This window comes from Citrobacter sp. Ce006 (assembly GCF_030336535.1).
Classification (GTDB): domain Bacteria; phylum Pseudomonadota; class Gammaproteobacteria; order Enterobacterales; family Enterobacteriaceae; genus Citrobacter; species Citrobacter europaeus.
In genome coordinates this window covers 20,445-46,939 of record NZ_JAOWDO010000056.1, presented here as the reverse complement: position 1 = coordinate 46,939, position 26,495 = coordinate 20,445, and the positions used below count along the sequence as shown (strand labels likewise).

The 26,495-nt window shown below is 46.6% G+C and carries 27 protein-coding genes; 22 read left to right on the top strand and 5 right to left on the bottom strand.

Annotated features, from left to right (window positions below; all coding sequences use genetic code 11):
• Positions 1 to 12: 12 nt before the first annotated feature.
• Positions 13 to 282, bottom strand: coding sequence for a putative zinc ribbon protein (locus OGV94_RS25095; RefSeq protein WP_353622566.1), 270 nt, complete (start codon positions 280 to 282; stop codon positions 13 to 15).
• Between the two features lie 275 nt (positions 283 to 557).
• On the opposite strand from OGV94_RS25095, the gene OGV94_RS03975 reads away from it, so the two are divergent.
• Positions 558 to 1,726 (top strand): IS3 family transposase gene (locus OGV94_RS03975; protein WP_286522659.1). Its coding sequence is split into 2 segments (ribosomal slippage): positions 558 to 807 and positions 807 to 1,726, totalling 1,170 coding nucleotides; the frame shifts between segments, so codons are not numbered across the junction.
• 95 nt (positions 1,727 to 1,821) lie between these two features.
• On the opposite strand, the gene OGV94_RS03970 is transcribed toward OGV94_RS03975, so the two are convergent.
• The 3 genes from OGV94_RS03970 to OGV94_RS03960 form a co-directional block, all read right to left on the bottom strand.
• Positions 1,822 to 1,965, bottom strand: a complete 144-nt coding sequence (locus OGV94_RS03970) for a DUF7828 domain-containing protein (RefSeq protein WP_170927353.1) — start codon at positions 1,963 to 1,965, stop codon at positions 1,822 to 1,824.
• Positions 1,966 to 2,238: 273 nt separating this feature from the next.
• On the bottom strand, positions 2,239 to 2,445 hold the full coding sequence (locus OGV94_RS03965; protein ID WP_086523504.1) for a helix-turn-helix transcriptional regulator: 207 nt from the start codon (positions 2,443 to 2,445) through the stop codon (positions 2,239 to 2,241).
• An 89-nt stretch (positions 2,446 to 2,534) separates the two neighbouring features.
• The gene (locus OGV94_RS03960; protein ID WP_286522655.1) at positions 2,535 to 3,122 is read right to left on the bottom strand and encodes a YagK/YfjJ domain-containing protein; all 588 of its coding nucleotides are present in this window, start codon (positions 3,120 to 3,122) and stop codon (positions 2,535 to 2,537) included.
• 1,183 nt (positions 3,123 to 4,305) lie between these two features.
• Here OGV94_RS03960 and OGV94_RS03955 point away from each other — a divergent pair.
• From OGV94_RS03955 to vexE, 21 genes are all read left to right on the top strand, one after another.
• On the top strand, positions 4,306 to 5,304 hold the full coding sequence (locus tag OGV94_RS03955; protein ID WP_275380028.1) for a hypothetical protein: 999 nt from the start codon (positions 4,306 to 4,308) through the stop codon (positions 5,302 to 5,304).
• A 175-nt stretch (positions 5,305 to 5,479) separates the two neighbouring features.
• Positions 5,480 to 6,367: a GTPase family protein gene (locus tag OGV94_RS03950; RefSeq protein WP_286522652.1), complete on the top strand. Its 888-nt coding sequence runs from the start codon at positions 5,480 to 5,482 to the stop codon at positions 6,365 to 6,367.
• A 205-nt stretch (positions 6,368 to 6,572) separates the two neighbouring features.
• The gene (locus tag OGV94_RS03945; protein ID WP_048242038.1) at positions 6,573 to 6,974 is read left to right on the top strand and encodes a hypothetical protein; all 402 of its coding nucleotides are present in this window, start codon (positions 6,573 to 6,575) and stop codon (positions 6,972 to 6,974) included.
• 96 nt (positions 6,975 to 7,070) lie between these two features.
• Complete coding sequence (locus tag OGV94_RS03940; RefSeq protein ID WP_286522649.1) at positions 7,071 to 7,538, top strand: YfjT/YkfB family phage-associated protein; 468 nt, start codon at positions 7,071 to 7,073, stop codon at positions 7,536 to 7,538.
• Between the two features lie 190 nt (positions 7,539 to 7,728).
• Complete coding sequence (locus tag OGV94_RS03935) at positions 7,729 to 7,980, top strand: DUF905 family protein (protein WP_149692531.1); 252 nt, start codon at positions 7,729 to 7,731, stop codon at positions 7,978 to 7,980.
• 117 nt (positions 7,981 to 8,097) lie between these two features.
• The gene (locus OGV94_RS03930; protein WP_286522647.1) at positions 8,098 to 8,916 is read left to right on the top strand and encodes a DUF932 domain-containing protein; all 819 of its coding nucleotides are present in this window, start codon (positions 8,098 to 8,100) and stop codon (positions 8,914 to 8,916) included.
• Positions 8,917 to 9,185: 269 nt separating this feature from the next.
• On the top strand, positions 9,186 to 9,659 hold the full coding sequence (locus OGV94_RS03925) for an antirestriction protein (RefSeq protein WP_502874120.1): 474 nt from the start codon (positions 9,186 to 9,188) through the stop codon (positions 9,657 to 9,659).
• 12 nt (positions 9,660 to 9,671) lie between these two features.
• Entirely contained in the window at positions 9,672 to 10,151 is a 480-nt protein-coding gene (gene radC / locus OGV94_RS03920) for a RadC family protein (protein ID WP_024156448.1), read from the top strand.
• A gap of 13 nt (positions 10,152 to 10,164) precedes the next feature.
• Positions 10,165 to 10,392: a DUF987 domain-containing protein gene (locus OGV94_RS03915; RefSeq protein ID WP_286522645.1), complete on the top strand. Its 228-nt coding sequence runs from the start codon at positions 10,165 to 10,167 to the stop codon at positions 10,390 to 10,392.
• An 11-nt stretch (positions 10,393 to 10,403) separates the two neighbouring features.
• Positions 10,404 to 10,724: a type IV toxin-antitoxin system YeeU family antitoxin gene (locus tag OGV94_RS03910; RefSeq protein ID WP_286522643.1), complete on the top strand. Its 321-nt coding sequence runs from the start codon at positions 10,404 to 10,406 to the stop codon at positions 10,722 to 10,724.
• 20 nt (positions 10,725 to 10,744) lie between these two features.
• On the top strand, positions 10,745 to 11,068 hold the full coding sequence (locus OGV94_RS03905; RefSeq protein WP_286522641.1) for a TA system toxin CbtA family protein: 324 nt from the start codon (positions 10,745 to 10,747) through the stop codon (positions 11,066 to 11,068).
• A gap of 1,085 nt (positions 11,069 to 12,153) precedes the next feature.
• Positions 12,154 to 12,678 carry a Vi polysaccharide biosynthesis protein TviA gene (locus tag OGV94_RS03900; protein WP_043017475.1) on the top strand — a complete coding sequence of 175 codons (525 nt, stop codon included), beginning with the start codon at positions 12,154 to 12,156 and terminating at the stop codon, positions 12,676 to 12,678.
• A 255-nt stretch (positions 12,679 to 12,933) separates the two neighbouring features.
• Positions 12,934 to 14,211 (top strand): Vi polysaccharide biosynthesis UDP-N-acetylglucosamine C-6 dehydrogenase TviB, encoded by a 1,278-nt coding sequence (gene tviB / locus OGV94_RS03895; RefSeq protein WP_043017474.1) that lies wholly within the window; start codon positions 12,934 to 12,936, stop codon positions 14,209 to 14,211.
• Positions 14,212 to 14,213: 2 nt separating this feature from the next.
• Positions 14,214 to 15,254 carry a Vi polysaccharide biosynthesis UDP-N-acetylglucosaminuronic acid C-4 epimerase TviC gene (tviC, locus tag OGV94_RS03890; RefSeq protein WP_043017473.1) on the top strand — a complete coding sequence of 347 codons (1,041 nt, stop codon included), beginning with the start codon at positions 14,214 to 14,216 and terminating at the stop codon, positions 15,252 to 15,254.
• A 29-nt stretch (positions 15,255 to 15,283) separates the two neighbouring features.
• Complete coding sequence (gene tviD, locus OGV94_RS03885; protein ID WP_286522639.1) at positions 15,284 to 17,779, top strand: Vi polysaccharide biosynthesis protein TviD; 2,496 nt, start codon at positions 15,284 to 15,286, stop codon at positions 17,777 to 17,779.
• Complete coding sequence (gene tviE, locus OGV94_RS03880) at positions 17,779 to 19,515, top strand: Vi polysaccharide biosynthesis glycosyltransferase TviE (protein WP_105179658.1); 1,737 nt, start codon at positions 17,779 to 17,781, stop codon at positions 19,513 to 19,515. The genes tviD and tviE overlap by 1 nt, the downstream gene beginning before the upstream one ends.
• A gap of 45 nt (positions 19,516 to 19,560) precedes the next feature.
• Positions 19,561 to 20,628: a Vi polysaccharide ABC transporter protein VexA gene (gene vexA / locus OGV94_RS03875; protein ID WP_286522636.1), complete on the top strand. Its 1,068-nt coding sequence runs from the start codon at positions 19,561 to 19,563 to the stop codon at positions 20,626 to 20,628.
• Between the two features lie 9 nt (positions 20,629 to 20,637).
• A complete protein-coding gene (vexB, locus tag OGV94_RS03870) occupies positions 20,638 to 21,432 on the top strand; it encodes a Vi polysaccharide ABC transporter inner membrane protein VexB (protein WP_043017469.1) in 795 nt (264 codons plus the stop codon).
• Positions 21,433 to 21,457: 25 nt separating this feature from the next.
• Entirely contained in the window at positions 21,458 to 22,153 is a 696-nt protein-coding gene (gene vexC / locus OGV94_RS03865) for a Vi polysaccharide ABC transporter ATP-binding protein VexC (RefSeq protein WP_286522696.1), read from the top strand.
• A 22-nt stretch (positions 22,154 to 22,175) separates the two neighbouring features.
• Positions 22,176 to 23,477, top strand: coding sequence for a Vi polysaccharide ABC transporter inner membrane protein VexD (gene vexD / locus OGV94_RS03860; protein WP_286522633.1), 1,302 nt, complete (start codon positions 22,176 to 22,178; stop codon positions 23,475 to 23,477).
• Between the two features lie 19 nt (positions 23,478 to 23,496).
• A complete protein-coding gene (gene vexE, locus OGV94_RS03855) occupies positions 23,497 to 25,479 on the top strand; it encodes a Vi polysaccharide transport protein VexE (protein WP_286522631.1) in 1,983 nt (660 codons plus the stop codon).
• A gap of 297 nt (positions 25,480 to 25,776) precedes the next feature.
• Here vexE and OGV94_RS03850 read toward each other — a convergent pair whose 3' ends face one another.
• Positions 25,777 to 26,313: a GNAT family N-acetyltransferase gene (locus OGV94_RS03850; protein WP_075145667.1), complete on the bottom strand. Its 537-nt coding sequence runs from the start codon at positions 26,311 to 26,313 to the stop codon at positions 25,777 to 25,779.
• Positions 26,314 to 26,495: the final 182 nt, after the last annotated feature.

The following is a 26,495-nucleotide window of genomic DNA, read 5'->3' as shown; positions in this document are numbered from 1 at the left end:
ATAGCTCTCCCTCTAGTCGGTTTCTTCAATGCTGTATATCCCTGTGTTGCATACCGCGCAGTGTTTCTCTCCCTTGTAATGATGCCCACACCAGACACAGTACCAATCTTCAGATACCGTGAGAATATCCTGCCCATGGACACGGTAAAACAGCAATCTGAAGCGTTCTCCCGGCAAGCCGTCATGGTGGTTGCGATATTGGCAGTACATCAGTGCAGAGATCTTTGCAGACCGCTGGTCGTGCTCAAACCAGGGATGTGTGCGATTACCAACTGGATGCAGTATCAGTCAACATCCGCAGGAGATGCAGGTTCAGCTCTCGTCAGTTTGAGTGGCTGCACTACGAGCGCCCACCAGCGCTCCCTTACTGTTCAGAGCCAGATGACAAGGCATGAGTATACGGCCTCTCGTTCTTCGTCATACTCATGCTTGCGAAGGCTGACCACCGGCATTGCATTCGGTACATAACGCTGTAGTTGGCGTATTGAAGTGGTTTACTGAATTTGGCCACCTGAACAGAGGTGATATGCTCACCTCAGAACATTACAGGTGCCTCAATGAAAAAAAGAAATTTCAGCGCAGAGTTTAAACGCGAATCCGCTCAACTGGTCCTTAATCAGAACTACACCGTTGCAGCTGCGGCCAGTGCTATGGATGTGGGTCTTTCTACCATGACACGATGGGTAAAGCAGTTGCGGGATGAACGACAGGGCAAAATACCTAAAGCCTCCCCTATAACCCCGGAACAGATTGAAATACGTGAGCTGAAGAAAAAGCTACAACGCATTGAAATGGAAAACGACATATTAAAAAAGGCTATCGCGCTCTTGATGTAAGAATCCCTGAACAGTTCTCGTTAATCGGGAAACTCAGAGTGCAGTATCCTGTGGTCACACTTTGCCACGTGTTCAGGGTTCATCGTAGCAGCTACAAATACAGGGGAAAAAGCCCCGAAAAGCCAGACGGCAGGCGAGCTGTGTTACGCAGTCAGGTTCTGGAACTGCATAACATCAGCCATGGCTCTGCTGGCGCAAGAAGTATCGCGATTATGGCAACCCAGAGAGGCTTCAAAATGGGACGCTGGCTTGCTGGCAGGCTCATGAAAGAACTGGGGCTGGTGAGTTGTCAGCAGCCTACCCACCGGTATAAACGTGGTGGTCATGAACACATCGTTATCCCGAATCACCTTGAGCGACAGTTCGCAGTGACAGAACCTAACCAAGTGTGGTGCGGCGATGTGACGTATATCTGGACAGGTAAACGTTGGGCTTACCTCGCTGTTGTTCTCGATCTGTTCGCAAGGAAACCGGTGGGCTGGGCAATGTCATTCTCGCCGGACAGCAAGCTGACCATCAAAGCTCTGGAAATGGCGTGGGAAGCTCGCGGTAAACCAGCCGGGGTGATGTTCCATAGTGACCAGGGTAGCCACTATACAAGCAGGCAGTTCCGGCAGTTACTGTGGCGTTGCCGGATCAGGCAGAGTATGAGCCGACGTGGAAACTGTTGGGACAACAGCCCGATGGAACGCTTCTTCCGTAGTCTGAAAAACGAGTGGGTGCCAGTGACAGGTTATATAAACTTTAGCGAAGCTGCTCATGCGATCACAGACTATATCGTCGGGTATTACAGCTTGCTAAGGCCGCATGGCTTTAACGGTGGATTACCCCCAAACGAATCGGAAAACCGATACTGGAAAAACTGTAAAGCGGTGGCCAGTTTTAGTTGACCACTACATATCAACAGCACTTCATCAATATCAGGATGTATGCATGGGCAACTTCGTTTGTCTCGTTCAGTAAGAGCTGTATCGGTATGCGCAACCTACGGGAGTTCAGCCTCAGCATGCAGCACCAGGACACTCCCGCAATGATGGTAGATGTATTGTTCGTCAAGAGAGCGTAGTGCGGTTCTGGCACCGGCCAGGCGACCAGCATTATTGAGGGCAAGAAATGATTTTGTGTACATAGTAATAGTCCTCTCCGCTACATGACACGCAGGTATAGGCCGTCCCTGTATGGGCAGCTTCATGCGCAGTATCTGGCGGGTAATAGATTTAATTGGTGAACAGGGGGGTCACAAAGGGGGGACGACTCAGCTAGCTATGGCGGCTATAACATTGACCGTATTGTAACAGAACGGACACATGCGCTCGCCACTGTATTGTCGATGGCACTGCAGGTAAATCCAGCGTACCGGTGCTTGCCATGTCTTACGGTTATGTTTCTTCGGCATAAGTGTTCAACCCCGTGACTCAGCAATACGTTGCTGTAGCCAAGTTTCCACTTCACTCTGAAGCCAGCGAGAACTTCTGCCCAGCTTAATGGGTTTTGGGAACTTACCGAGCTGAATGAGCTTGTAGAACCATTTGTCTGTTAAACCGGTGAGGTGTGTGATGAATGCCATATCGACAAACTTGTCAGTAAGAAGGCTGGTGGGTGTGGTCATCGTTTTTTCTCCGTTGGTGGTAAGGGAGAAGAAGTCAGGTAATCGAATGATGCAGACTTCTTCAAACGATGACGCACTGACGTAATTTTTTAACCAATACTTCTGATTCGGGGCCTTCCTCCTCGTCCTCTAAACTTTATCTCACTCAGCCAGAATACAGGGTCTTCACAGTCTTCTTTTTGCTCTTGCTTAGCCAGATAGCTGAGAATAAACGCCAGGTCCTGATAGCCTTCACAGTCTGAGTGATGCAGGCATCTGGCACCGTTAACTTTGTGGTAAACCTTCTTCTGGCAGTTCTCAAATATCCCCTCGCCATCCGTAATGCTTCGCCACTCTTCAGCAATCACCCGCGCAGAGCAGTAACAGTTCCGCTTACGTTGTCCATCAAGATAAAACATGGCGTGAAAGTGCAGACCATGCCGATAAGTGAACTCCATCACCCACACATAACCAATAACAACACCCGCACTCATAACTCTTTCTGCCAGCCGGTACATGTCCATATCCCAGCGATCCCGATAACGATCAGCATAACGGCGACTGGTCGTCTTATAAGCGAAATCCATACGTAAAGGAATGATGTCAGAGTAACGGTCGCGCATACGTTCCATATGATCCGTCAGATCATGAAATAATTCATCGTTAAGGGTATAATTCTCGTTGATTTGATAAGCCATGTTATTTCTCCCTTGTGGTTGACACTGGATAAGAGAAATTCATCATATTTTAATGGCTCAAATAATCAGTTCAAGAATATGTACCCGCGTTTACTCAATGATGAGTGACGAGAGAAGAGCCAGAATGATGTGATACTGAAAAACATCGTCATGAAATACTTTCTGCAAAGAAATTGATTCTGAGGTGGTATTTATCGCATCACCTAACAGGGAATATTACCTGATGAATGAGAATGTTTTTTAATGTTATGGAGAGTTACTGTACTTACTTAAAGCAATACATCTCTTTTAAATCCATCTGAGACGGGGTGTTTTATTAAACGTAAATAATTGACTACTTTAAGTAACAATAATAATACCTAAATTAGTACGAAAATGTGACAACCAACAATACTCAAAACACACGTTCTAAATAACATATTAAACTTCCATTACCATCATCAACTCTCGTAACGAACCAGTGCGAAGAAGATAGTATCCCGGAAGGAAAAGCATCCTGACAAAAACACTCCTTATGAAAAAAGGCTAAAAACAACATACAAACCAGCAGGCAATAAATAACCAAGTTATCATTTTTCAGAACACTCGAAAAACGTAAATATATTTACGAATATTTTTTCAGACCTACAACCGAAATGCACATACCGGACAATCAGACACACTCCCCTCTAACCGGATTCATTCACTACTCAGGGGGTAGCAGACTCAGGGAACACCTTCACATTCCAGCCTAAAAGATCTCCGCTATTATTTTTATTTATCACAAACAAAATATAGAAGCGCTATCTGTTATCGTATTGTTCCTCTCACAACGGCTTACCCTGACAGCGTATCTGTAACACATTCTGTCCGGTTTGATGCCGGTCTCTGAAAACAGGGCGTTCCTCCGTACGCCCACCGCTTACATATCCACTGTATATCGTTACTTTCCCACACTCAGTTCCACGGACACTGACTGCCTGCCAGTGATGAAGAATAGATCAACCTGTTCCAATCAGTGAAATTATCAACACCCAAATCATAGCAGCACATTGTAATCAATTAGTTACAATATCAATTGTAAATAAAAAACCACAAAAAAAAGATTATAATACCGCTACATTTACAGTAAAAAAGAGTACAATCTGGACTAAATTTCCCAGGCTAAGGTATCACCTGTCAGCCACAAAAAGGAGAACGAGGTATGACGATATGGGATGATTTCCGGGTGTTTGAGTTGCGCAGGGAGGATCGGTTTTATGAAAAAACCGAACATACATGGGGTGACATCAGCAGGAAATATCTGTTCACCGCTTTCAGGAATAACAAGCCACCTTACGGTATGTATGATCTGCTGGATAAGTTGTACCGTATCCAGTATACCAGCGGGGAACGAGACTTCCGGCGTCCCAACATGAATAACAAAAATCAGAAAATCATCCTTAGCGAAAGGATCCCTTCTGAAAACAAAAAAGAACTAATACGAGCAATTACTGAAAAAGAAGATACTCAGACTTACCTCAGCAATCATTATCTTTCAATGGTGAAACAATATCGCCAGATTGAAATGATTACATTTGCTTTTTATCTTCCCGATAATTATAACAAGATTATCCGTGCAGAGAACACATTCACCAAGTCTCTGATGGAACTCAGACAACGCTTTACCTCTTTAAAAAAACAAATAATGTCAGACCCGTTATATAAATCAGTTCGGGGTTATTCACGACTAATCCTGATGACTGTTGGGCATCAGCCATTTTATCTTGTTAACTTCTTTTTCATCAAACATCCTGACGCCTATGCCAGTGCCTATATTTCGTCAGATATTTATAATAAATGGGCAAACACAGGGGGACCGGAACGGCAGGAATATCCCATGGTTATTTGTTACAAGTTTTCAGATGGTCCACGATTAAAAAATAGACGTAACGATCCGTTACGCTTCCATAATGCCACACAGGTAGTGGATGTTGGGCAAGAAATTAAAATTTTTGATTTAATCAATGATGAACACAGAAATACCATCTGTCATAACCGAAAAGGATACCTCACTTTTTTCCGTCTTCAGTCCCAAATATATAATAGCATTCCTGGAGTGAGATCCAGAACCAGTTCCAATAATTTCACTTACCTCAACACAGAAGAACGTAAGAAAAGGAAAAATAAAAAAGCAAAAATCCAGATACGCAAGTCCGTATAAACAGATGTAATCAATACGCCTAAATGCAGATAAGATGTAATATTTCGACCCGATGACACAGGTATTTTATATTTTAAAAAAATATCAGATATATATCACACCAATGAATTCCCTCCCGTTTACTTCAGTCAGGCCATCCCCACCGGATGGCCTTTTTTATTATGCCGAGGCTTACATGAAACATCCTTCGGGCTATGCCCTTATCCGTCGCCATCTGCGACGCTATCCCCGCGCCCTGCGTCAGCATCTTCTCCAGGAACTCAACCAGCTCGTCACATACGAACCCGTGATTGGCATTATGGGCAAAACCGGCGTCGGAAAATCCTCGTTGTGTAATGCGCTGTTCCGTAGCGAAGTCTGTGCGGTGAATGCCGTGGAAGCCTGCACCCGGCAGCCACAACGTGTGCGCCTGCACTTCGGCAGTCATTACCTGACACTGGTGGATTTGCCCGGTGTGGGGGAGAGTATTAGCCGCGACGATGAATACTGTGAGCTGTACCGCGAACTCATGCCGCAACTCGATATGGTGTTGTGGGTGCTGAAGGCCGATGACCGGGCGTTTTCGGTGGAAGAGCATTTTTATCAGGGAGTATTCGCACAATACAGCGGAGCGCTACCACCGGTGTTGTGGGTCCTCAACCAGGTGGATAAAACCGAACCGGCTGAACAGTGGAACTGGCTGTCGGCACAGCCTTCAGTATCACAGAGTGAGCATATTACGCAGAAGCGCCAGGCCGTCGCCCGTCAGATGGGAACAGCAGAGACGGATATTCTTCCGGTGTCAGTCAGGGGGCGGTACCACCTTCCCCGTCTGGTGGAGGCGATGATTACCCGTCTCCCAAAGCAGGCCCGCAGCCCGCTGGTGCCTCACCTGCAGAGCGGGTACCACACCCCCGGCATTATCAGTACCGCCCGCAACAGCTTTGGCTATGCCGTGGTGGAAGTGATTGATGCGGTCATCGACCTGGCCCCGTTGCCGCAGGCTGCACGTTACGCACTTCAGACCGTCACACACACCGTGGCCCGTGCTGCCCGAACCGTCTGGTCCTTCTTCTTTGGCTGACTTCCGCATCGATAAGCCTGTCTTCCGTTTCGATAAATAATCTGGCTCTGTCACGATCGATTTTGTCGATCGACCCGATCTGTTTTATTCATTATTCATGATGAATTTCCGGTTATAGAATCCCTCAGGGATACTGTATTCAGCCATTTACTGATTAAAAATCAATGCGATGAATTGCAGGAATGCCTTCATCCGGAGAAAAGTAATGAAAAGGTTTTTTATGGCGCTGACCGCCAGTCTGTTGTTCACCTCACTTCCTTCCCTGGCCGGCAGCGATATGCCCGTTAAAGTGGAGGTCAGCCATGCCGGTCATGAGTGCTATGGCTGCGTCTATGTCACCGTGACAGCAAAAACCGACACCGTTCTGATAAAGAAAATCGATGTTAACCGGGGAAAATGCCCGATGCTGACACACCGAAAAATAGCCTACAGGGGCCGGAACGTGGATGGCTGGTGGCCCACAGATAAACCGTTCACACCCCGCAAAATGACCTTCGCTGACAGTGTCTTCTGGAAATTTGGTCACACTCTCGACTTTGGTAAAGCCTGCAATTTTGTTGAGGCCAGGGTGTTCACCGACCAGGGTACATTCACCGTCAGCCAGTGATATGGTCAGTATCACTTATCCGCCCACTTTCTTAACGCGTCTCACCGTCTTCAGGAGAGACCCGTATCGTCTTAACCATCACCCTCAGGGAATACCATGAAAAAGAAAATATTGCTTTCCACTCTTCTGATATCGGCCCTGACTCCGGCAGTGTCACAGGCCTTTGGCAGTCGTGATGTCTGGGTCAGCGGCTGGAGTCAGGGGGTGTCTGAGTTTGTGATTCTGGGGAAAGGACCGTCGCAGCTTTACCTGACCTGCGAAGACACCGGCTCCCGCGCGGCCACGCTGAGTTTCACCGACGAAAAAGGCCATCAGGTCAGGATGGATAACGACCAGTCGCTGGACATGAAAATTGACGATGAGAAGCCTGTCAGCGTCAGTGACAGCGAGTCACATGTGGGCTCAGACAACGTGGCATGGGCATGGGATAAACTGCGCACCGGTAAGCGGGTCATTGTGTCCGGGGAAGGCGTAAAGGCAGCCGTGTTTACGCTTAACGGTGCGGGGAACGTCCTTCCCCCGTTCGGGGACAGCGGCTGTCTGCCGAAATATGCCCTGCCGTAATAAAGACAGGTAACGCCTTTTTTCTGAATTCATTCACGCTCACGACAACAGGAACCTCAGCCCATGACGCATATCCAGGCTCAGGCAGCACACACCCGCCAGCCCTGACCACTGCAGCAGTATTTCACACCGCCGACGCCCTGCTCATTTGAGCGGGGCGTTTTCTTTTGTTTCTAATCAGGGATCAGATATGCAGACCACTGATAATACGTCGCTGCCACCCGGCCTCTTCACCCGGGCACAGGCGGAAGCCATGGCCGCACGCTACCTCAACGTCACTGTCGAAGACGATCAGGGCACCCATTTTCGTCTGGTCATCCGCGACTGCAGCGAAATGCTGATATGGCGGGACTGGAATTTTGCCCCGCAGGCCGGAGAGATGCTGAACCGCTGTCTCATCAGCGACGGTATTCCTGTGTCACCGCAGCCACTGAGCCACTGAGCGGCGAAGTCCTGCACATTTTTTTCAACAGAACACAGTCCCCCACAGGCCATGCACCTTCCGGAGCATGGCCTTTCTGCTTTTATGCCTTTTCACCTGATATCAGAGGTATTAACCATGCGCTTAGCCAGCCGTTTTGGTGCGGCCAGTCTCGTACGCCGCGACCGCCCACTGACCCGCGACGAACTGTCCCATTACGTTCCCAGCGTATTCAGTGAAGAAAAGCACGAATCACGCTCAGAACGTTATACGTATATCCCGACCATCACACTGCTTGATAATCTGCAGCGGGAAGGCTTCCAGCCGTTCTTTGCCTGCCAGACCCGCGTGCGCGACCTGAATAAACGCGACCACACAAAACACATGCTGCGTCTGCGGCGTGAGGGGCAAATCACCGGCAAACAGGTCCCCGAAATCATTCTGCTTAACAGCCACGACGGCTCCAGTTCATACCAGATGCTGCCGGGCCTGTTTCGCTTTGTCTGCCAGAACGGACTTGTCTGTGGCGAAACCTTTGGTGAGGTTCGCGTACCGCACAAGGGCAATGTGGTGGAGAAAGTCATTGAAGGGGCCTATGAGGTGCTGGGGATATTTGACCGGGTGGAGGAGAAGCGGGATGCCATGCAGTCACTGCTACTTCCTCCGCCGGCACAACAGGCGTTTGCCAGAGCCGCCCTGACGTACCGCTTTGGGGAAGAGCACCAGCCGGTGACGGAAGCACAGATTCTGTCTGCGCGACGCTGGCAGGATGAAAGTTCCGACCTGTGGACCACCTACCAGCGTATCCAGGAAAACCTGATTAAAGGCGGTCTGCCGGGCAAAACAACGAAAGGCAAACGGGCTCACACCCGTGCGGTTAAAGGCATTGACGGCGACGTGAAGCTCAACCGCGCCCTGTGGGTCATGGCGGAAAGCCTGCTCGGGAGCCTGAAGTAATCCAGTGTATTCCCGGCGGCGTGATTCAGGTTTCGCCACACCCGTTCTCCCTGAACAGTGAGCAAGGCTGCCGCTCCATCTCTGATGACGACCTGTGCGCCTGGTGCTCTCACCTTCTTTATCGTCCCGGTGAAATCAGCCTGTGCAGCGTAAGTATCCCTGAGGGGGCACTGGCCCTCACGCTTTGACGAGAATGGCTACGCACAGTCCTGTCCGTCACGTCGTTTCAACAACCCACCTGAAAATACAAAGGAAATCAAATGAACAACATGTTCAACCAGGACGACAATACCGTCGACTCAGTATCCCCGGAACAACAGCACGCAGTTGCAATTGTCTGCACACCTGTACCGGATGAACAGCGCATTGCCTTCTGGCCGCAGCACTTTGGCAGTATTCCACAATGGATAATCCTTGAACCGGCTGTTTTCGCGTGGATGGAGCGTTTCTGTGAGCACTACAGCGGGGGCATCTGGAATTTTTATACGCTGGCCAACGGCGGGGCATTTATGGCCCCAGACACTGACGAAGGCGACGATGAAAAATGGGTGCTGTTTAACCTCATGAACGGCAACGGCGCGGAGATGAGCGCTGAAGCCGCCGGGATTGCGGTCTGTCTCATCGCCTACAGCCACCACGCCTGCCGTACGGAATGCGATACCATGACCGGACACTATTACCGCCTGCGCGATTACGCGATTAACCACGCGGAATGCAACGCCATTATGCGTATTATTGACTGAGAGAGCTCTGGTATGGAACAACAGCTACCGTTATTTGCCGCCTCATTAACGTCATCAGAACAACACACTATCCGGGAAGCCTTAACCCTGCTGGAGTACCAGCTACGTGAACCCGGCACGTCATTTACCTCCAGCCATGCGGTTCGTGACTGGCTGCGTCTGCAGCTTGCCACACTTGACCGCGAAGCTTTCACCGTCCTGTGGCTTGACAACCAGAATCGACTGATAGCCCACGACACACTGTTCCTGGGGACGATCAACACTGTCACCGTTCATCCGCGTGAGGTCGTTAAATCCGGCCTGAAAAATAACGCTGCCGCAGCCATTCTTGCGCATAACCACCCGTCGGGAGAGGCTGAACCCAGTAAAGCCGACAGGCTGATTACGGAACGTCTGAAACAGGCTCTGGAACTGGTTGACATTCGCCTGCCGGACCATCTGATCATCGGCGGGATGGATATTGTCTCTTTTGCTGAGCGCGGCTGGCTGTAAGGAGTAAACAGCGATGAAAATAATCAGCAAACGTCAGGCAATGGCAATATACCGTCAGCATCCGGCCTCCCGCATTTTTCGCTACTGCATCGGCAGATACCAGTGGCATGGCTGTGTCTGTCATTACGTCGGTCAGGTAATTCCTGACATTCCCGGCGTGCTGGCGGTATACGCCGAACGCCGCCAGGACCGCAACGGGCCTTATGCCTGTCTGATGAGTATCACCCTGAACTCACTATAAAGGAGAGGCCGATGAGGAATAACACTACATGGGGACTGCAACGGGATATCACACCGAGTCTGGGAGCCCGTCTGGTGCAGGAGGGTAACCGGCTGCACTATCTGGCTGACCGGGCCAGTATCACCGGTAAATTCAGTGACACCGAATGCCGGAAGCTGGATGAAACATTCCCGCACTTTATCAGCCAGATGGAATCGATGCTGACCACTGGTGAAATGAATCCTCGGCATGCCCACAGCGTCACCCTGTACCACAACGGTTTCACCTGCGAAGCCGATACCCTTGGTAGTTGCGGCTACATATACATCACCATTTATCCCACTCAACGCTGACTAATTTCACGAGAGCAAGCATGAAAACTCTACCTGCTACAATTTCGCGGGCGGCGAAGCCTTGTCTGTCGCCCATTGCAGTCTGGCAAATGTTACTTACACGGCTACTGGAAAAACACTATGGTCTGACTCTGAACGATACACCTTTCTGCGATGAAACCGTTATACAGGAGCATATCAATGCTGGTATCACTCTGGCTAATGCCGTTAATTTTCTGGTGGAAAAATACGAACTGGTCCGTATCGATCACCTATGGGTTAACTGGCACGAACAAACATCATATCTCACAATTATAGATATCATGAGGGCTCGTCGCGATCTGGGTTTACTGAATTGTAATTAGTCTGATGCTAACGGTATCGCTGCTTTTGAGTATGCCTGCCATTTGGTATCATCTCGCTTCCTGCTGATTTATCGACAACGGTAATTGGTTGAATTCAAAGCCTCTGTGCTTTGGGGGTATGTTTGGGGGTATAAGTAAAGATATAACTTGAAAATTTCATATTTTTCAATTTATTGAACGGTTTTTTCGATTCCCTTCGCCCGCTCCAGTTCTTCTACTCACTGACTCTCCTGATTCAATTATCCTTCTAAATTTCAATGTGTTACTTCGTTTATCGTTAATCGGACTCATGTAACAACTATGTAGGCCAAACCGACTGTGGTAGAAAGCTGGTGGGATTTGATACTCCTTCTGAGAGATACTCCCTGTGAAACTAACAATCCACATGAGCTAATAAAGGAATGTTTCAAGCGTCTGCACATCTACCAAAATTAATAGATTACATGTTTATTAAGGAAACTGATTTAATTCTAATCATCCGACCACGAGATTGTTCAAATACATAAAAAATACGAGTTAGCCTACTACTTCTTACCATTTCTAATACTTGCAAGGTCGAGCGGATCGTAAGCCTTGTATATATTACATCAATACTGTCGAAGAATACGGAAAATATAGTGAGATTGGCTATAGTTATACTGATTAAGATCTCACCCAGTACCAATAAAAATTTAAGCGTAGGGACATGCGTGACAATTCAGGCATATCACCTCTAAGCGTGGTGTGTATGTCGTGAATTTGTAAGATAATGTTTCTGTGGGTTTTGAGACTTTTCTCATTTTGAATAAAAGATGAAAGTTTGTTTTCACAGTCATTGCTAATAATACAACCAATAAGAGCAATAAATTGCCAACATTCATTAGTATTTCAAATCCAAAATGGAATGATTGATAGGTTTTAGTTATGGATGGTGAGGGGTTGATATCACATCCTTGTTGTGTAAAAGTTCATTTCATGTACTTAGCAATATTAATAAAATAAATTACTCGGTTGTTAGGTATTTGCTTAGAGGGTAGGTGTGCTTGAAAGTACGCCTTTACCTTTACCATGGATGAAATAGAGTTGTTTGAGGTTATGGAGGCTTCATGAAGTATCAACATTTCTGGCCACCAAATGATATTTACTTTGGGGTTGGCGTCGCTGGTATTATTGATGAAATGTCACTGATTACAAACGAAAGAAATTATTTATTCGTGAGCCTTAATCGATACAGCTTGCGCAGTACGTTGATCTTTTTTTCACGGAATAAAGATATTAATAAAATCATAATCATCATTTCCAGTTCACGATTGATGCCTTTAGCTCTTTTTTGGCTGGATAATATCAAAAATGTTATTGCTGTTTTCGATACCACAACGCCAGTGCCGGAGATGATAAAAAAAATAAGCCTGTATCGAAATGGTGACAAGATAACGGCAGGGCGGAGGGAATGCAGCTTTAAGATCAGCAAAAAAGATATCATGAAGATGAAGTATTTCTTGACCGAAAGCGGTATGGAGGAGCTACAGGATAGATTTATGAACTCACCGTCTACATTGTATCGTTGGAGAAAAGAGGTCGCCATGAAATTTGGTGTGCGGGACCCTCGGTATCTTCTATTGCCAGATTAAACAACCATGCATTAACTCAGTAATAATTACATTTTAAGATCCGGAATTTAATTACTGTTTTAGTACGGATTCTGCATACGACTTTCGTATGATTATAATTAGAAAATATACAATTCTAGCCTTAATTAGACTGGAAATTATCGCAATCACAATACCAATAGATATGCTGGCTAAGCTCGCCAGGGGCGGTAGCATTCCAGAAACATCTGGGATTAGTTTAAAATTAATAAATACTAAATAAAGGACTTATCAGTAATGATCAGCAAAGATGATGTGAAAATTGCCATTATCGGACTCGGATATGTTGGTTTACCGTTAGCCGCTGAATTTGGGAAAATTCGTCAGGTGGTTGGTTTTGATGTTAATCATAAACGTATACTTGAGCTAAAAGAAGGGATCGATGTCAATCTCGAAACTACAGAAGAAGAGTTGCGTGATGCTCGTCATCTGACATTTACTTCATCAATTGATGAAATCAGAGAATGCAATTTTTACATCATTACTGTCCCGACGCCGATCAACGATTACAAGCAACCAGACCTCACCCCTTTGATCAGGGCAAGTGAAACCGTTGGCAAGGTACTGAAACCGGGGGATATTGTCGTGTATGAGTCTACGGTATATCCAGGATGTACCGAAGAAGAATGCGTGCCGATACTGGAGCGCATATCAGCGATGACATTTAACAAAGACTTCTTCGTTGGCTATAGCCCAGAGCGTATCAATCCCGGCGATAAAAAATACCGACTGACAACTATTAAGAAGATTACCTCTGGTTCAACTGCGGAAACGGCCTGTTTGGTTGATGCAATCTATCGACAGATCATCACGGCAGGAACATACAAAACCGAAAGCATTAAGATCGCGGAAGCGGCAAAAGTGATCGAAAATACCCAGCGTGATCTCAATATCGCGCTGGTAAATGAATTGGCTATTATCTTTAACCGATTAGAGATCGATACTGAAGCCGTGCTGCGAGCCGCGGGAAGTAAATGGAACTTCCTGCCATTCCGTCCGGGACTGGTTGGTGGTCACTGCATTGGTGTCGATCCTTACTATCTGACTCATAAATCTCAGGGCATCGGTTACTATCCAGAAATTATCCTCGCAGGTCGTCGACTCAACGATAATATGGGCAACTATGTTTCGGGACAGTTGATTAAAGCCATGATCAAAAAAGGAATTAACGTTGAGGGTTCTAACGTTCTGATTCTGGGGTTTACTTTTAAAGAAAACTGCCCGGACATCAGAAATACCCGCATTATTGATGTTGTAAAAGAATTGGGTAATTACAGTTGTAATGTTGATATTTATGACCCTTGGGTTGATGCCGAGGAAGTGGAAGAAGAATACGGGATTATACCTGTATCGGAAATCAAAACTGCATCTTATGATGCCATTATTGTCGCAGTCGGACATGAGCAGTTTAAGCTGATGGGGAGTCATGATATTCGTGGGTTTGGAAAAGATAAACATGTGCTTTATGATCTGAAGTATATTCTTCCCCCTGAGCAGTCAGATGTGAGGTTATAATCATGACAGCTTATGATGAATTAAAAATACAACTTGTTCTTGAACCAAAACGTTGGCTTATTACTGGCGTAGCCGGTTTCATCGGCTCAGGGTTATTGGAAGAACTGCTCTTTTTAAATCAAACGGTAATTGGGTTGGATAATTTTTCAACTGGCTATCAGCATAACTTAGAGGACGTGCGCGCCGCTGTCAGTGAAGAACAATGGTCCCGGTTTACCTTTATTCATGGGGATATTCGATCGTTTGCCGATTGCCGGGCTGTTTGTGAGAACGTCGATTACGTTTTACATCAGGCTGCTCTGGGAAGCGTACCACGTTCTTTACAGGATCCTATCACGACAAATAGTGCTAACATTGATGGTTTTTTAAATATGTTGACGGCGGCGAGAGATGCACATGTATCTGGTTTCACCTATGCAGCAAGCAGCAGCACTTATGGCGACCATCCCGATTTACCTAAAATAGAGGAACGGATCGGCCGACCATTAAGCCCGTATGCGGTAACAAAATACGTCAATGAATTATATGCTGATGTGTTTGCACGTAGTTATGATTTTAACGCTATTGGCTTACGCTACTTTAATGTCTTTGGCCGCCGCCAAAATCCTAACGGCGCATACTCCGCAGTCATTCCACGTTGGATACTATCACTACTTAAAGATGAACCGATTTATATCAATGGCGATGGTACAACGAGCCGTGATTTTTGCTATATAGAGAATGTAATTCAGGCCAATCTATTATCAGCAACGACTAATAACTTAGCCTCAAAAAATAAAGTCTATAATGTGGCTGTCGGAGATAGAACGTCACTTAATGAGCTTTATTATCTTATTCGCGATGGATTAAATTTATGGCGTGATGAGCAAAATTGTGCTGAGCCAATTTATAAGGATTTTCGTGACGGTGACGTTAAGCATAGCCAGGCTGATATAACCAGAATAAAAAAATTGCTTTCGTATGAGCCAGAGTTTGATATCAAAGAAGGACTGAAACAAACTCTAAAATGGTATATTGATAAGCAAACTATCTTGTATTCCTGAGTATAACTGCTCATTTCCTTTTTACGTGGATGAATTTAATGAAATCGTCAGGGATGTTTACGCTTACAGCAATTGGTAGTTGCCGTATTGTGAGTCCAGTAAAACGAGCTCAGCCTTATTTTAATTTTCAGGCTAACTTTAAGAAAATTTACGGGTTTACGCATACGAGCAGTGAGGCATTACAGCAAATTCGTTTTTTTCTAGGCTTGATAGACATTCCAGCTCAGGTCCGACCATTTATTTTTAGACCTGCTGTAAGTTATTTAAACACCGATATTCATAGTCCTTCTGATTTCTATATCGTTGAAATTTCGAGTCAGAAGAAGATTATGGCCTATGGATTCTGCTTACAAATAAATTATTTAACTCGTCATTTCTATGAGTTTTTTAGCCAAACAGAGCGAGCACGCGCCTACTGGTCGCTAGCGTCGCAAGGAAATCAGCACAAACTACTGGCCTATCTCAAAGACGATCCCTGTTTTGCAGAAATGTCGGAAAGCGATCGTGCCTTATTAAGCAGTATCAATGTCGAGCAGATGGATGAGCATGCTATCGAACAGGATATGCAGGAAATCGTTCAGCTTCTCGGTCGCGATCGCGTTATGTTTATGACCCATATTGATGCTGTCACTCGTGCAGGAACTGTCATTCAGTCCCGCAGTCGGTTGATTAAAAATGTCGACACCATCGCCGCAAGGATGGGTATTCCCTGCGTTAATCCAACAAATTTGATGGAAAAATGGGGGCAAAAACGTGCGTTGGAAAAAAATGGCGACGATCTTACTCATTATACCGACATGTTTGGTGATGCTATCGTTGCGACCATTTTTAAGAATGTGATCAACAGTACTAATCATCATCTTGATGAGGGGCGGCAAGAGAAACAAGACCAAATACGTGAACTTACCTTATCGATCACGAAGCAGCTTGCGGATGGCGACATTATTGCCGCGTCACAGCAACTTTTTGCCGCATTAAGACATCAACAGAAAGAGCCCGTTCTGATTCAACTTCGATCCGTAATTTTTAGTCGCTTAGGTTATTATGAACAGGCTTATCAGGATATTAGTGATGTTGAGAAAATTATCGGTACGACTGACAGTACCTTACGTTGCCGGCTGAGGTCTCTACATGGATTAGCGCGTTGGCAGGAAGCTTTATCGACGGCCGAGATGATGCTTTCTAATGAGATTGAAGATGAAGAAGTACTTACCGTTGCCGCCAGCTCAGCCGATGCTTTACAGCTATTTGACAAGTCATATCAATACTGGAAACGTGTACTGTTATTGAATCCTGTAACCCAAAGCGGATGGGTTAGTTTCCTGAGTAGCACACAATATTTCAATGGTGGCAACGCATTTTCCGACGCTTTCCAGGCCGGCATTCAATCGCAGTGTTTAAATGATGCGTTTATGGAGACAGCGCTATCATTGGCAGTCAAATTCAGGGATGAATTGATTTTCATGCAGGCGCTCGAGCAGTTACTCCGCCATGAGTCAGAATTTGCGCTGACGGTGTTGTCGACAATTCATGATACCGGTCTCGTAATCCGAACGGCTTTCTGCATCAAGAATATGAACTATCAACAGGCGCTTAGCACCTCGTATAAAGATAAACTCCACGATGTTTTTGAGGCATGGAACAATACTGCGCTGTCGCTACATTCGGTTGAAGATTTTGTCTCACTGAGTACTTCGCTGGTGTACAGCTACTCTGCATTTATGGTTTATCCCCACGCACGTATTTCTCGCTTTAATAATGAAGTTAAAGCGGCATGGCGCGATAAATTAAGAGAAATGTATGAGCGCGAGGATTATGAAAATATCCTGGCCGGGGCAAAAATTGTGTGGCCGCTTCTGGAGTTCGATCCTGTTAGCACCGTATATTGTGCAAGAACGTTGGTGAATCTTGGTGCCTGGAAAGAAGCGTGCACACTGGCCCACATGACCTTGATTCGTAACTCGAACATTACCAGCCTGCAGTCGATTATGTTACGTAGCATACGTCACATTAACGATATCCCATTTCTCATAGATTTGATTGCTAACGTCATGAGCATTTCTCCATCCTTCCAGAATGCATCAATGAACGACTTGTTCGAGAAAGAATGTCGCAATGTCGCTACCAGAGCCCTTAAATATGTCCGCCAGAAGAAAAGCGAAGGGCGTCTGGATGAAGCATTGTCTTTATTGATTAGCATGAAACGTATTGATCCTGATGTTTCTCGTCTGATGCGTGAATATAAGCAAATTATCAGATTATTTAATGATTCTCTGAGGGATGGCGGTAGCGCTATCGCTTCTTATGAACATCTTGATTATGCGAAAAAATTACTCGTTTTTGATAGCGAAAATGCCTACGCCTTGAAATATGCCGCATTAAATGCGATGCATTTGCGCGACTACTCGCAGGCTTTGCAGTATTGGCAGCGACTGGAGAAAGTGAACGGGCCAACGGATTCGGTGACAAGGCAGGTAACGACCTGCATAGCCGCATTACAAAAGAATACATCAGGGAAGTCATAATGATAACGCAGGAAGAAAAGTTAGCGGCGCTAGGAAACACGCTTTCAGCATTGAAAAAAGAGAGGAAGCTTGCGCAAGCTATTGCGTTAATTGACAGTGAATTACCGGCCGAGGATTTAACTTCATTAGCGACGCTAAAAAAAGCAGAATTTCTTCATGATTTTAATGAAACGGAGCGTGCGTACGCGCTCTATGAAACGCTGATTGCACAAAACAATGACGAAGCTCGTTATGAGTATGCGCGTCGTTTATATAATGCTGGGCTAGCCAAAGATGCACAGATGATTCTGACAAACGTTAGCAGCGGCGTTCAGAAAAAATATAACAATTATTTAGGCAAAATAAATAAGATCTGCGATTTACTCGAGCGCCTTGAAGGGGAAGCGATCCCTGTGGGGACCAACACCCGTATTATTGCGATGAAGCATGCCATCTTGTCATATCGAAATCGTCAGACGCGGCGGCTTCCTGTCGGGTCTTTCGGTCGCCTTTCACTCTGTACTGGCTCGTTAGGTAGCGGTGGCGCAGAGCGTCAGATTTCCAGGCTGGCTATCGAGATCGCCAGAAAATACCGGCAACAGGGGAAAATTGGCGGCCTAAAAGTAGAAGAACCGGTGGAACTTATTATTCGCTCCCTGTCACCGGAGCTCAGACAAGACTTTTTCCTAAAAGAAGTGCTGGAGGAACAGGTTGAGGTACTGGAAATCGCAAAGATTACCGGAAACTTCTTTGACGATGCGACAATCGAATCTCCGGAACTGCGCCTATTGCTCTCTCATCTCCCACCAGTGTGTAACTATGGCATCAAGCATCTGGTGCCCCACTTATGCGAGCGTAAGCCGGACTATCTCTCCGTCTGGCAGGATGGCGCTTGTCTGATGATTGCGCTTGCAGCGCTGATTGCTGGCGTACCCAGAATTCAACTAGGATTACGCGGGTTGCCGCCTGTGGTGAGAAAACGTCTTTTCAAGCCGGAATATGAGCCTCTCTACCGGGCACTGGCGGTCGTGCCTGGCGTTGATTTTATGAGTAACAACCATTGTGTGACCCGGCATTATGCCGACTGGTTGCAGTTGGATGCGCAGCACTTCCAGGTTGTATATAACGGCGTCTTACCGCCATCCACCGAACCTTCTTCTGAGGTGCCACAAAAAATCTGGCAGCAGTTTACGAAAAAAACGCAGGATGCGGACACGACTATTGGCGGTGTTTTCCGCTTTGTAGGCGATAAGAATCCTCTCGCCTGGATTGATTTTGCAGCACGCTATTTACATCACCATCCCGCCACGCGTTTTGTGCTTGTTGGCGATGGGGATTTGCGCGTTGAAGCTCAGCAACGCGCCGAGCAATTGGGGATTCTGGAGAGGATATTATTTGTCGGCGTCTCGCGTGACGTGGGGTATTGGTTGCAAAAAATGAACCTATTCATTTTGTTCTCTCGTTATGAGGGATTGCCCAATGTGCTTATTGAAGCACAAATGGTCGGGGTACCAGTGATTTCGACTCCTGCAGGCGGATCGGCTGAATGCTTTATTGCGGGTATTTCAGGTTTTATTCTTGATGATGCACAGACGGTCAATCTTGACCAGGCTTGTAGCTATGCAGAACAGTTGGTCAATTTATGGCGTAGCAGAACCGGTATTTGCGAACAGACGCAGTCATTTTTACAAGAGCGTTTTACCGTGGAGCATATGGTGGAAACGTTTGTACAGACCATTGCCTCACAGCCACGTTAATTATTGGACGGCATTTTTTCAATTTTTTTATTTATATAATAAGTTATGAAAAAAATTATTATTGTATTAATGACATTTATTCTGCTCTCAGGATGCACTATTCCCAGAGCGGGATTTAAGTCCAGCTTGATTAATCAGGATGATCCTCATTATCGTCTGGTCGAAGTCACGCCAGAATTAAAACTGAGTGATGCCGATAATGCGACGAAAACTATTGTCGATCCGGTCTTTGCCGAAAATAACTGGCACTGGACATCTTTGGCTAAAGGTGATGTGCTGCATATCACTATTTTATCCTCGGGCGGCGCGGGGTATTTGTCCAATAACGCGAGCGGCGACCGGGCGGATTTTGAAAATATTCTTGTGACTGACAGTAATATTGTTCAGGTGCCTTATGCTGGGACAATTCCTGTTACCGGCATGGATGTGACGCAACTGGCTGAAGAGGTCAGAAAGCGGCTTTCGCGCGTTGTCCTGAACCCTCAGGTACTGGTAACGCTCACTGCCCGCACGGGGGCCATGGTGACCGTCGAGGGCAGTGGGAAAACGGGGCGTTACCCTCTTGAACGGAGTATGAATCGTCTAAGTCATTTTTTGGCAACGGCGGCGGCGATGGAAACTACCAGCGCAGATATGATGGAAGTTCACGTGACGCGTCAGCAGCATTGTTTTAATGCGCGCCTGTCAGATATTTATCAGTATCCAGCGTTGGATATTGTCTTACAGCCGGATGATCGCATTACTCTGCGCCAGGTGACCGAATATGTGAATGTTCTTGGTGCGGCGGGTGTTCAGGGGAAACATGCTCTGGTTCAGCGTCATTCCAGCGTAGTGGATGCCTTGGCGCTGGCTAAAGGATTAAACGACAATCTTGCCGATCCGCAATCGGTATTTCTGTACAAGCATAATGAAGCAGAACAAGCGAAGCAGCAGATGCGTAAGTTGAATATCTATCATGTCAATATGGGTCTACCTGATTCATTTTTTTTAGCGCAGGCCATGCGAGTGGAAGATGGTGATATTATCTATATCTCTAACGCCTCTTTGACAGATTTCGCTAAGGTAAAAGCCGCATTCGATAGCTTTTTGATCCGTGGCTCTAATTCTTTCTAATGTCGCCATATGAATATTTTGAAAAATAATACTTATTATTTTGTAAAACTCATTTCCGTCTGTGAGTTGATTATTTTACTCATGTCGCGCGACATCAAGACGCGATATAATGGTAATGTGCTAAATTATATGATGGTATTGGCCGTGCCATTGGTATGGATAACCATTACCGTTATTTCCTTCCAATATTTGAATCGTGCAGTTCCAATATTTACTGACGATATCAGCTTTGTTATTTCAGGTATATTACCGTATCTGTTATTTCGCTACACCATTACTGCTACCATGCGCACTCGTTCATTCTTTACATCACTGGCGGTTGTCTCTCAGGTTAAAAAACGATATGTGATTTTTGCTCTCGCCGCAGTCGAATTTGTTAATGCGGTTATCATTTATATTATTGTTTCATTGATTAACTTTCTTATCTTCTCCCGTTGGGAAGCCCATAAACCGATCCTTATTTTTGAAGGGATGGTTATCGCCTGGCTGCTGGGGCTATCGTTTGGTTACTTTTGTGATGCTCTGTCTGAACGGTTTTCGCTGGTCTATAAAGCGGTTCCTGTGGTGTTAAGACCTATGTTTTTGATTTCAGCTGTATTTTATACTGCGAATGAATTGCCATATTCATTATTAAGTATATTCAGTTGGAATCCTCTTCTTCATGTCAATGAGATAGTCAGAGAAGGAATGTTTGAAGGGTACCACTCTTTTTACCTTGAACCTTTTTATCCTCTGGCATTTTCCGCAACGTTATTCCTCGCGGGCATCATTTTTCACCGGGTTTATGACACTAAAAATCACTGACTTTAGCTTCAGGAGAGACGCGTTCGTGTTCGGTTTATTAGGTTGTACACGCTATTTTGAGTCTGATAAAGGCCCGCGAGTGGTCCTTGATAAAACAGATTTTGTCATGGATTACCATGAGCATATCGGTATTCTGGCGGCTCCTGGTTCAGGCAAAACGACGCTAACTCGAGTGCTGTGCGGCATAGATGCTCCTGATGAAGGGGATTTTCTGGGGCTGCGGGGTGATGCACTTCCGCTGGGGGCAAATGCTTTTGTTCTGCCCGGATTAACCGGCGAAGAGAATGCGCGCATGATGGCCAGTCTTTATGGTCTGGATGGAGATGAGTTTTCACATTTTTGCTATCAATTGACCCAGCTTGAACAGCGCTATACCGACAGGGTGAGTGAATACTCTGTCACGATGAAAGCGCATCTGGCATTTGCCATTAATTTACTGCTTCCCTGCCGTCTTTATATTGCCGATGACAAGCTGTATACCGGGGACAATGCCTCACAATCGCGTATGCAGGAGGCGCTAGCTCATGAGCTAAAGCAGAAAGGGTTGATTGTGCTAACACGCAACCCCCGGCTTATTAAAGAACACTGCCATGCCTTTGGCGTACTGCTGCATGGGAAAATTACCATGTGTGAAGATTTAGCCCAAGCGTCTGCGCTTTTTGAACAATATCAGTTAAATCAGGCGATGATGCAAGCTGATGATTATTCTTTTGATATTTAAATAGAAAATATACGGATAGCGTGTGGAAAATTCAGAACGTATTAAAAAATGGAAAGAAGGAAGGGCGAAGGTAGCAGAAGAAAACCGAGCCTCGCGACTGCAACAAAAAGAAGAATACGCCCTTCGCCAGAAGGAAAAAATGGCAGAATCGATAAGTCATAATCTACCAGACTCAGTCTGGTCTGCGACGGATGCTGATTCTGTCCGTAGAGCATCATTGGTTATTAAAGAACGGCGTGTTCAGCAAGCCAAACGATCGCTACGTCGACTCTTTCTTTATATTGCTTTGCCGCTACTGATTATTATGCTTATGTCGTGGTTATTTACCTCGCGTTTTTACAGCGCGGATGCCACCTTTATTGTGCAAACTGATGCCAGCCAGGATAATTTTTCTGGAACAGCTTTCTTTGGCGCAGGTAATGAGATGTCAGAAGGCTTTCAGGTTCGCGAGTTTATTCTTTCGAAAGAAATGATGGATCGAATGGAAAAAGAACTCGGCTTTTTATCTTATTTTGCGCAGGATGATATCGCATTATTTTCCCGCTATCACGCGCCGCTGGGAATTAATGATGATCCCTATCGTTACTATTTATCAAAAGTCTCGGTCGCTATTGATATTCAACAGGGCATGCTGCGTTTAAACGTGAAGGCACGGAGTGCGGAACAGGCTGAGTTTTTTGCCCAGCGTATTTTGGCTTTTGCGGAACAGCACGTTAATACCGTTTCAGCGCGGATGCAGCAGGAACGGATATTATGGCTGGAGAACGATGTTAAATCGGCCCAGGAAAATCTGGGGGCGGTTCGGCTTGAATTGCTAAAAATACAGCATATACAAAAAGATATTGAACCACAGGAAACAGTGACCGCGATTTATCAACTGATTGCAGGTTTTGAAACGCAACTGGCGGAGGCGAAAGCGGAATATGCGCAATTAATGGCTAATGGTTTGGATCAAAACCCCCTTATTCCCAGACTGTCGGCCAAAATCAAGGTCCTGGAAAAGCAGATCGGCGAGCAGCGTAACCGTCTGTCCAATAAGTTAGGGTCGCAGGGATCTTCAGAAAGTTTGTCTTTGTTTGAAGATCTTCGCCTGCAGAGTGAAATCGCTAAAACACGCTGGGAATCTGCGTTACAAACCTTACAGCAGGGGAAGCTGCAAGCGCTACGTGAGAGGCGGTATTTGCTGATCATTTCTCAACCAATGGTGGTGTCGGACACCACCCGCTATGCCGATGGTACAAAGTGGTTACTGTTCTTTGTGTTGCTGGGTATCGCGTACCTGGTGACCTCGCTCCTGATAACCATCAGGCGGATGCGTGAATAAAGCTTATTAAGGAAAAACGATGAGCTTGCTCTCTACATGTGAAAAAATATCGCCTACCACCCTGCTCAAACAAGAGGATTGGGATGGGCTATACCGCTATTTTGCTCAGCATCCTGAAAAAGTGCTCGATAGTGCCGGAAATGAGCAGAATATTATTCTCTTCGCCATTGCGTGTTTACGTAAAGATGAAACAGATGCCGGGATGGCGTTATTGTCCGACCGTGTGCTGACGGCAAGGAATAGTCGTAATTTATTGCGACGATGGGTTATTTCGCCGCTGGCATCACATCATCGGGACACTGTACTACAGGTGGTTAACAAACTGCTGGCGGTGAATGCGTGCCAGCCGGATGATGTTCTGCTGGTCGCAAGCGCACTGCTTAAAAGTAAACAATATACGACTGTTGCTGATTTAACCGAGCGGGCACGGCTCGCTTTTTCTGGTAACAGCAAAATTTTTGCGCTCCATTTGCGCAGCTTGACTCTGGCGGATAAAGGGCAACAGGCAATCTCGCTGGCCAGAATTCAGGCGCAGGAAGTTCCCCCACGGGTAGATATGATTGCGACCTGCCTCAGTTTCTTAAATAAAAGCCCCCTACCAGGCGATTATGACCTGGCCTGCGCATTGCTCCCTTTCTTCGCTTTAGAAAAGCAGGAGTCGGCGGGTCTGGCGATTGATACGCTCTGCGCTGTTGGCAAATATCAGGAAGCCATTCAGACTGGAGAATCCGCATTAGCCCGTGGGTTAGATGGCGCTGCGCTGCGTCGTAGCCTGGGGCTTGCCTGCTATCAATCCGGCCGCAGCCAGGAAGTGAAGCTTCAGGCCGCTGAGCATTGGCGTCATGCCCTACGTTTTACCCCTGATAATTTGCGTATCGTGACCCTGTATACCGATGCCTTAATCAGAACAGGTCAGAACGAGAAAGCCATTCCGTTGCTGCAACAGTCGCTCGCTTGTCATCCTGAACTTCATTATGTCAGAGCAATGTATGCTCGAGCGCTGCGTCAGGTGGGGCAATACGCTGCTGCCAGCGATCAGTTTGTACAACTGGCAAAGGAAAAAGGGGTTACGAGCAAATGGAACCGTTATGCCTCGGCGGCGTTGTTACAGGCGGGGAAAACAAGCGAAGCGGAAAACGTTTTTGCACACTATGTTCGGGCCAGGGGAAATCATCTGCCTCAGTCATTCGAGGAGGGGCTGTTGGCGCTTGATGGGAAAATTTCCGCCGTTAACCTGCCGCATGAGCGCCTTGACTGGGCATGGGAAATTGCCGGCAAACAGTCAGGTATCGAGCGCCATGAATGGGAGCGCCGAGCGAAGTGGGGCTATCTTGCAGATAATTTTCTCCTCGACTGGCTTGAATGCCGAGGAGAGCAGGCCGACGAACCCATGTACCGATTGGCCGATATATCGCATGTTGAGCAGTTTTTCCGAGGGCTGCAGCTCGATCAGCGTGGCTGCATTATTGTCTCGGCTCATCTGGGCGCAATGTATGCCGGGCCGATGATCCTGTCTTTGCTGGAGATGAACAGCAAATGGGTGGCTTCCACTCCTGGCGTGCTCAAAGGGGGCTACGGTGAGCGATTGATTTCGGTTAGCGATAAAAGCGAAGCGGACGTGGTCAGGGCATGCATGCAGACCTTACATAGTGGGCAGTCGCTTGTGGTGGCGATAGACGGTGCGCTGAATTTGAGTGCGCCGACTATCGACTTTTTCGGTCAGCAGATTACCTACTCTTCCTTTTGCTCTCGCCTTGCCTGGAAAATGCACTTGCCAACCGTATTTGGTGTTCCGGTTTGGCGAGACGGGCGCATCCATTTTGTGCTGGAGAAAATGGTCTCTCCGCATAGATTCGAAAGTCAGTCTTCTTTCATTGCTCGCTGGAAGGACAATTACCTTAAATGTGTTACTCAAATCCTGAAAAGCGGTCCGGAAAACCTGAGACTTTCGGGAGGGATTTGGCGAAACATCACGCGTAGGGATGAATCAACTTCGGGCTGAAAAGACGTCAGTCCTACGATGCTTATGACGCATCAGGTGGGACCGCCCGCTAAGTAAAACTGAGTGAGTGTATTTTTAAAGCATCCGTTCATTAACGTTCGGGTGCTTTTTTCGTTCTAACAGGCTTAACTATTTGAGAATTAAATAATAACTACGTTATGCCGGGATTGTTATTCTGTTGGTCTGAATGTACGACATATTGGCCGGATGACAGGAGGCATTACTATGCGCTTGGGTCACACAAATTTAGCTGTGGGTTACCAGAGGGCAGTATCCTGAAGTCATCCCTAAGTAGTGTTAAATAGCGGCACCGGAATCTGCTGGTAGGGTGCTGTCGCCTGCGCCCAGGTTGCGTTGCAGTAATACCGTATCAAGCCAGAGTCCATGTTTAAAGCCAATGTTCTTTAGCGTGCCGATTTGCGTAAATCCGGCCTGTTGATGGACCTTCAGCGATCCCTGATTATTGCTGTCGCCGACGATGGCGATCAACTGCCGGTAACCGTGCGTTTCGGCCCAGTCAATGACATGGCGGAGCAACGCTTTTCCCGCCCCCTGACGCTGTGCCGTCGGGTCAATGTAAATCGAATCTTCGAGGGTATAGCGGTAGGCATATCGCTCGCGATAGCGAGTGAGATAACAATACCCTATGACCTTATCTTCCTGCAGTGCAACAACCCACGGCAGTCCCAGACTGCGGATTTTTTCCAGACGTGCCAGCATCTCGCGGGTATCCGGCGGGTCAGTTTCAAAGCTGCCAGTACCGTGAATAACATGATGGGCGTAGATATCGCGTATGGCGTGGATGTGCTCTTCTTCTGCGTTAACGATTTTCATTGTTCAGTCCCTGTTGGCGTCTTAGTCAAGATTACCTGAAAGGCTGAAGGGAAGGTAAGTGCAAAAAATTATGCTGGAAGCGCTACGCTCAATAAAATCAAGCTTGCTATCTGTAGGGTTAAAAAGTTGTTTGTGGTTGATATTGTCAATAATACACAAGGTTGGTAAATACATTTCCGAGT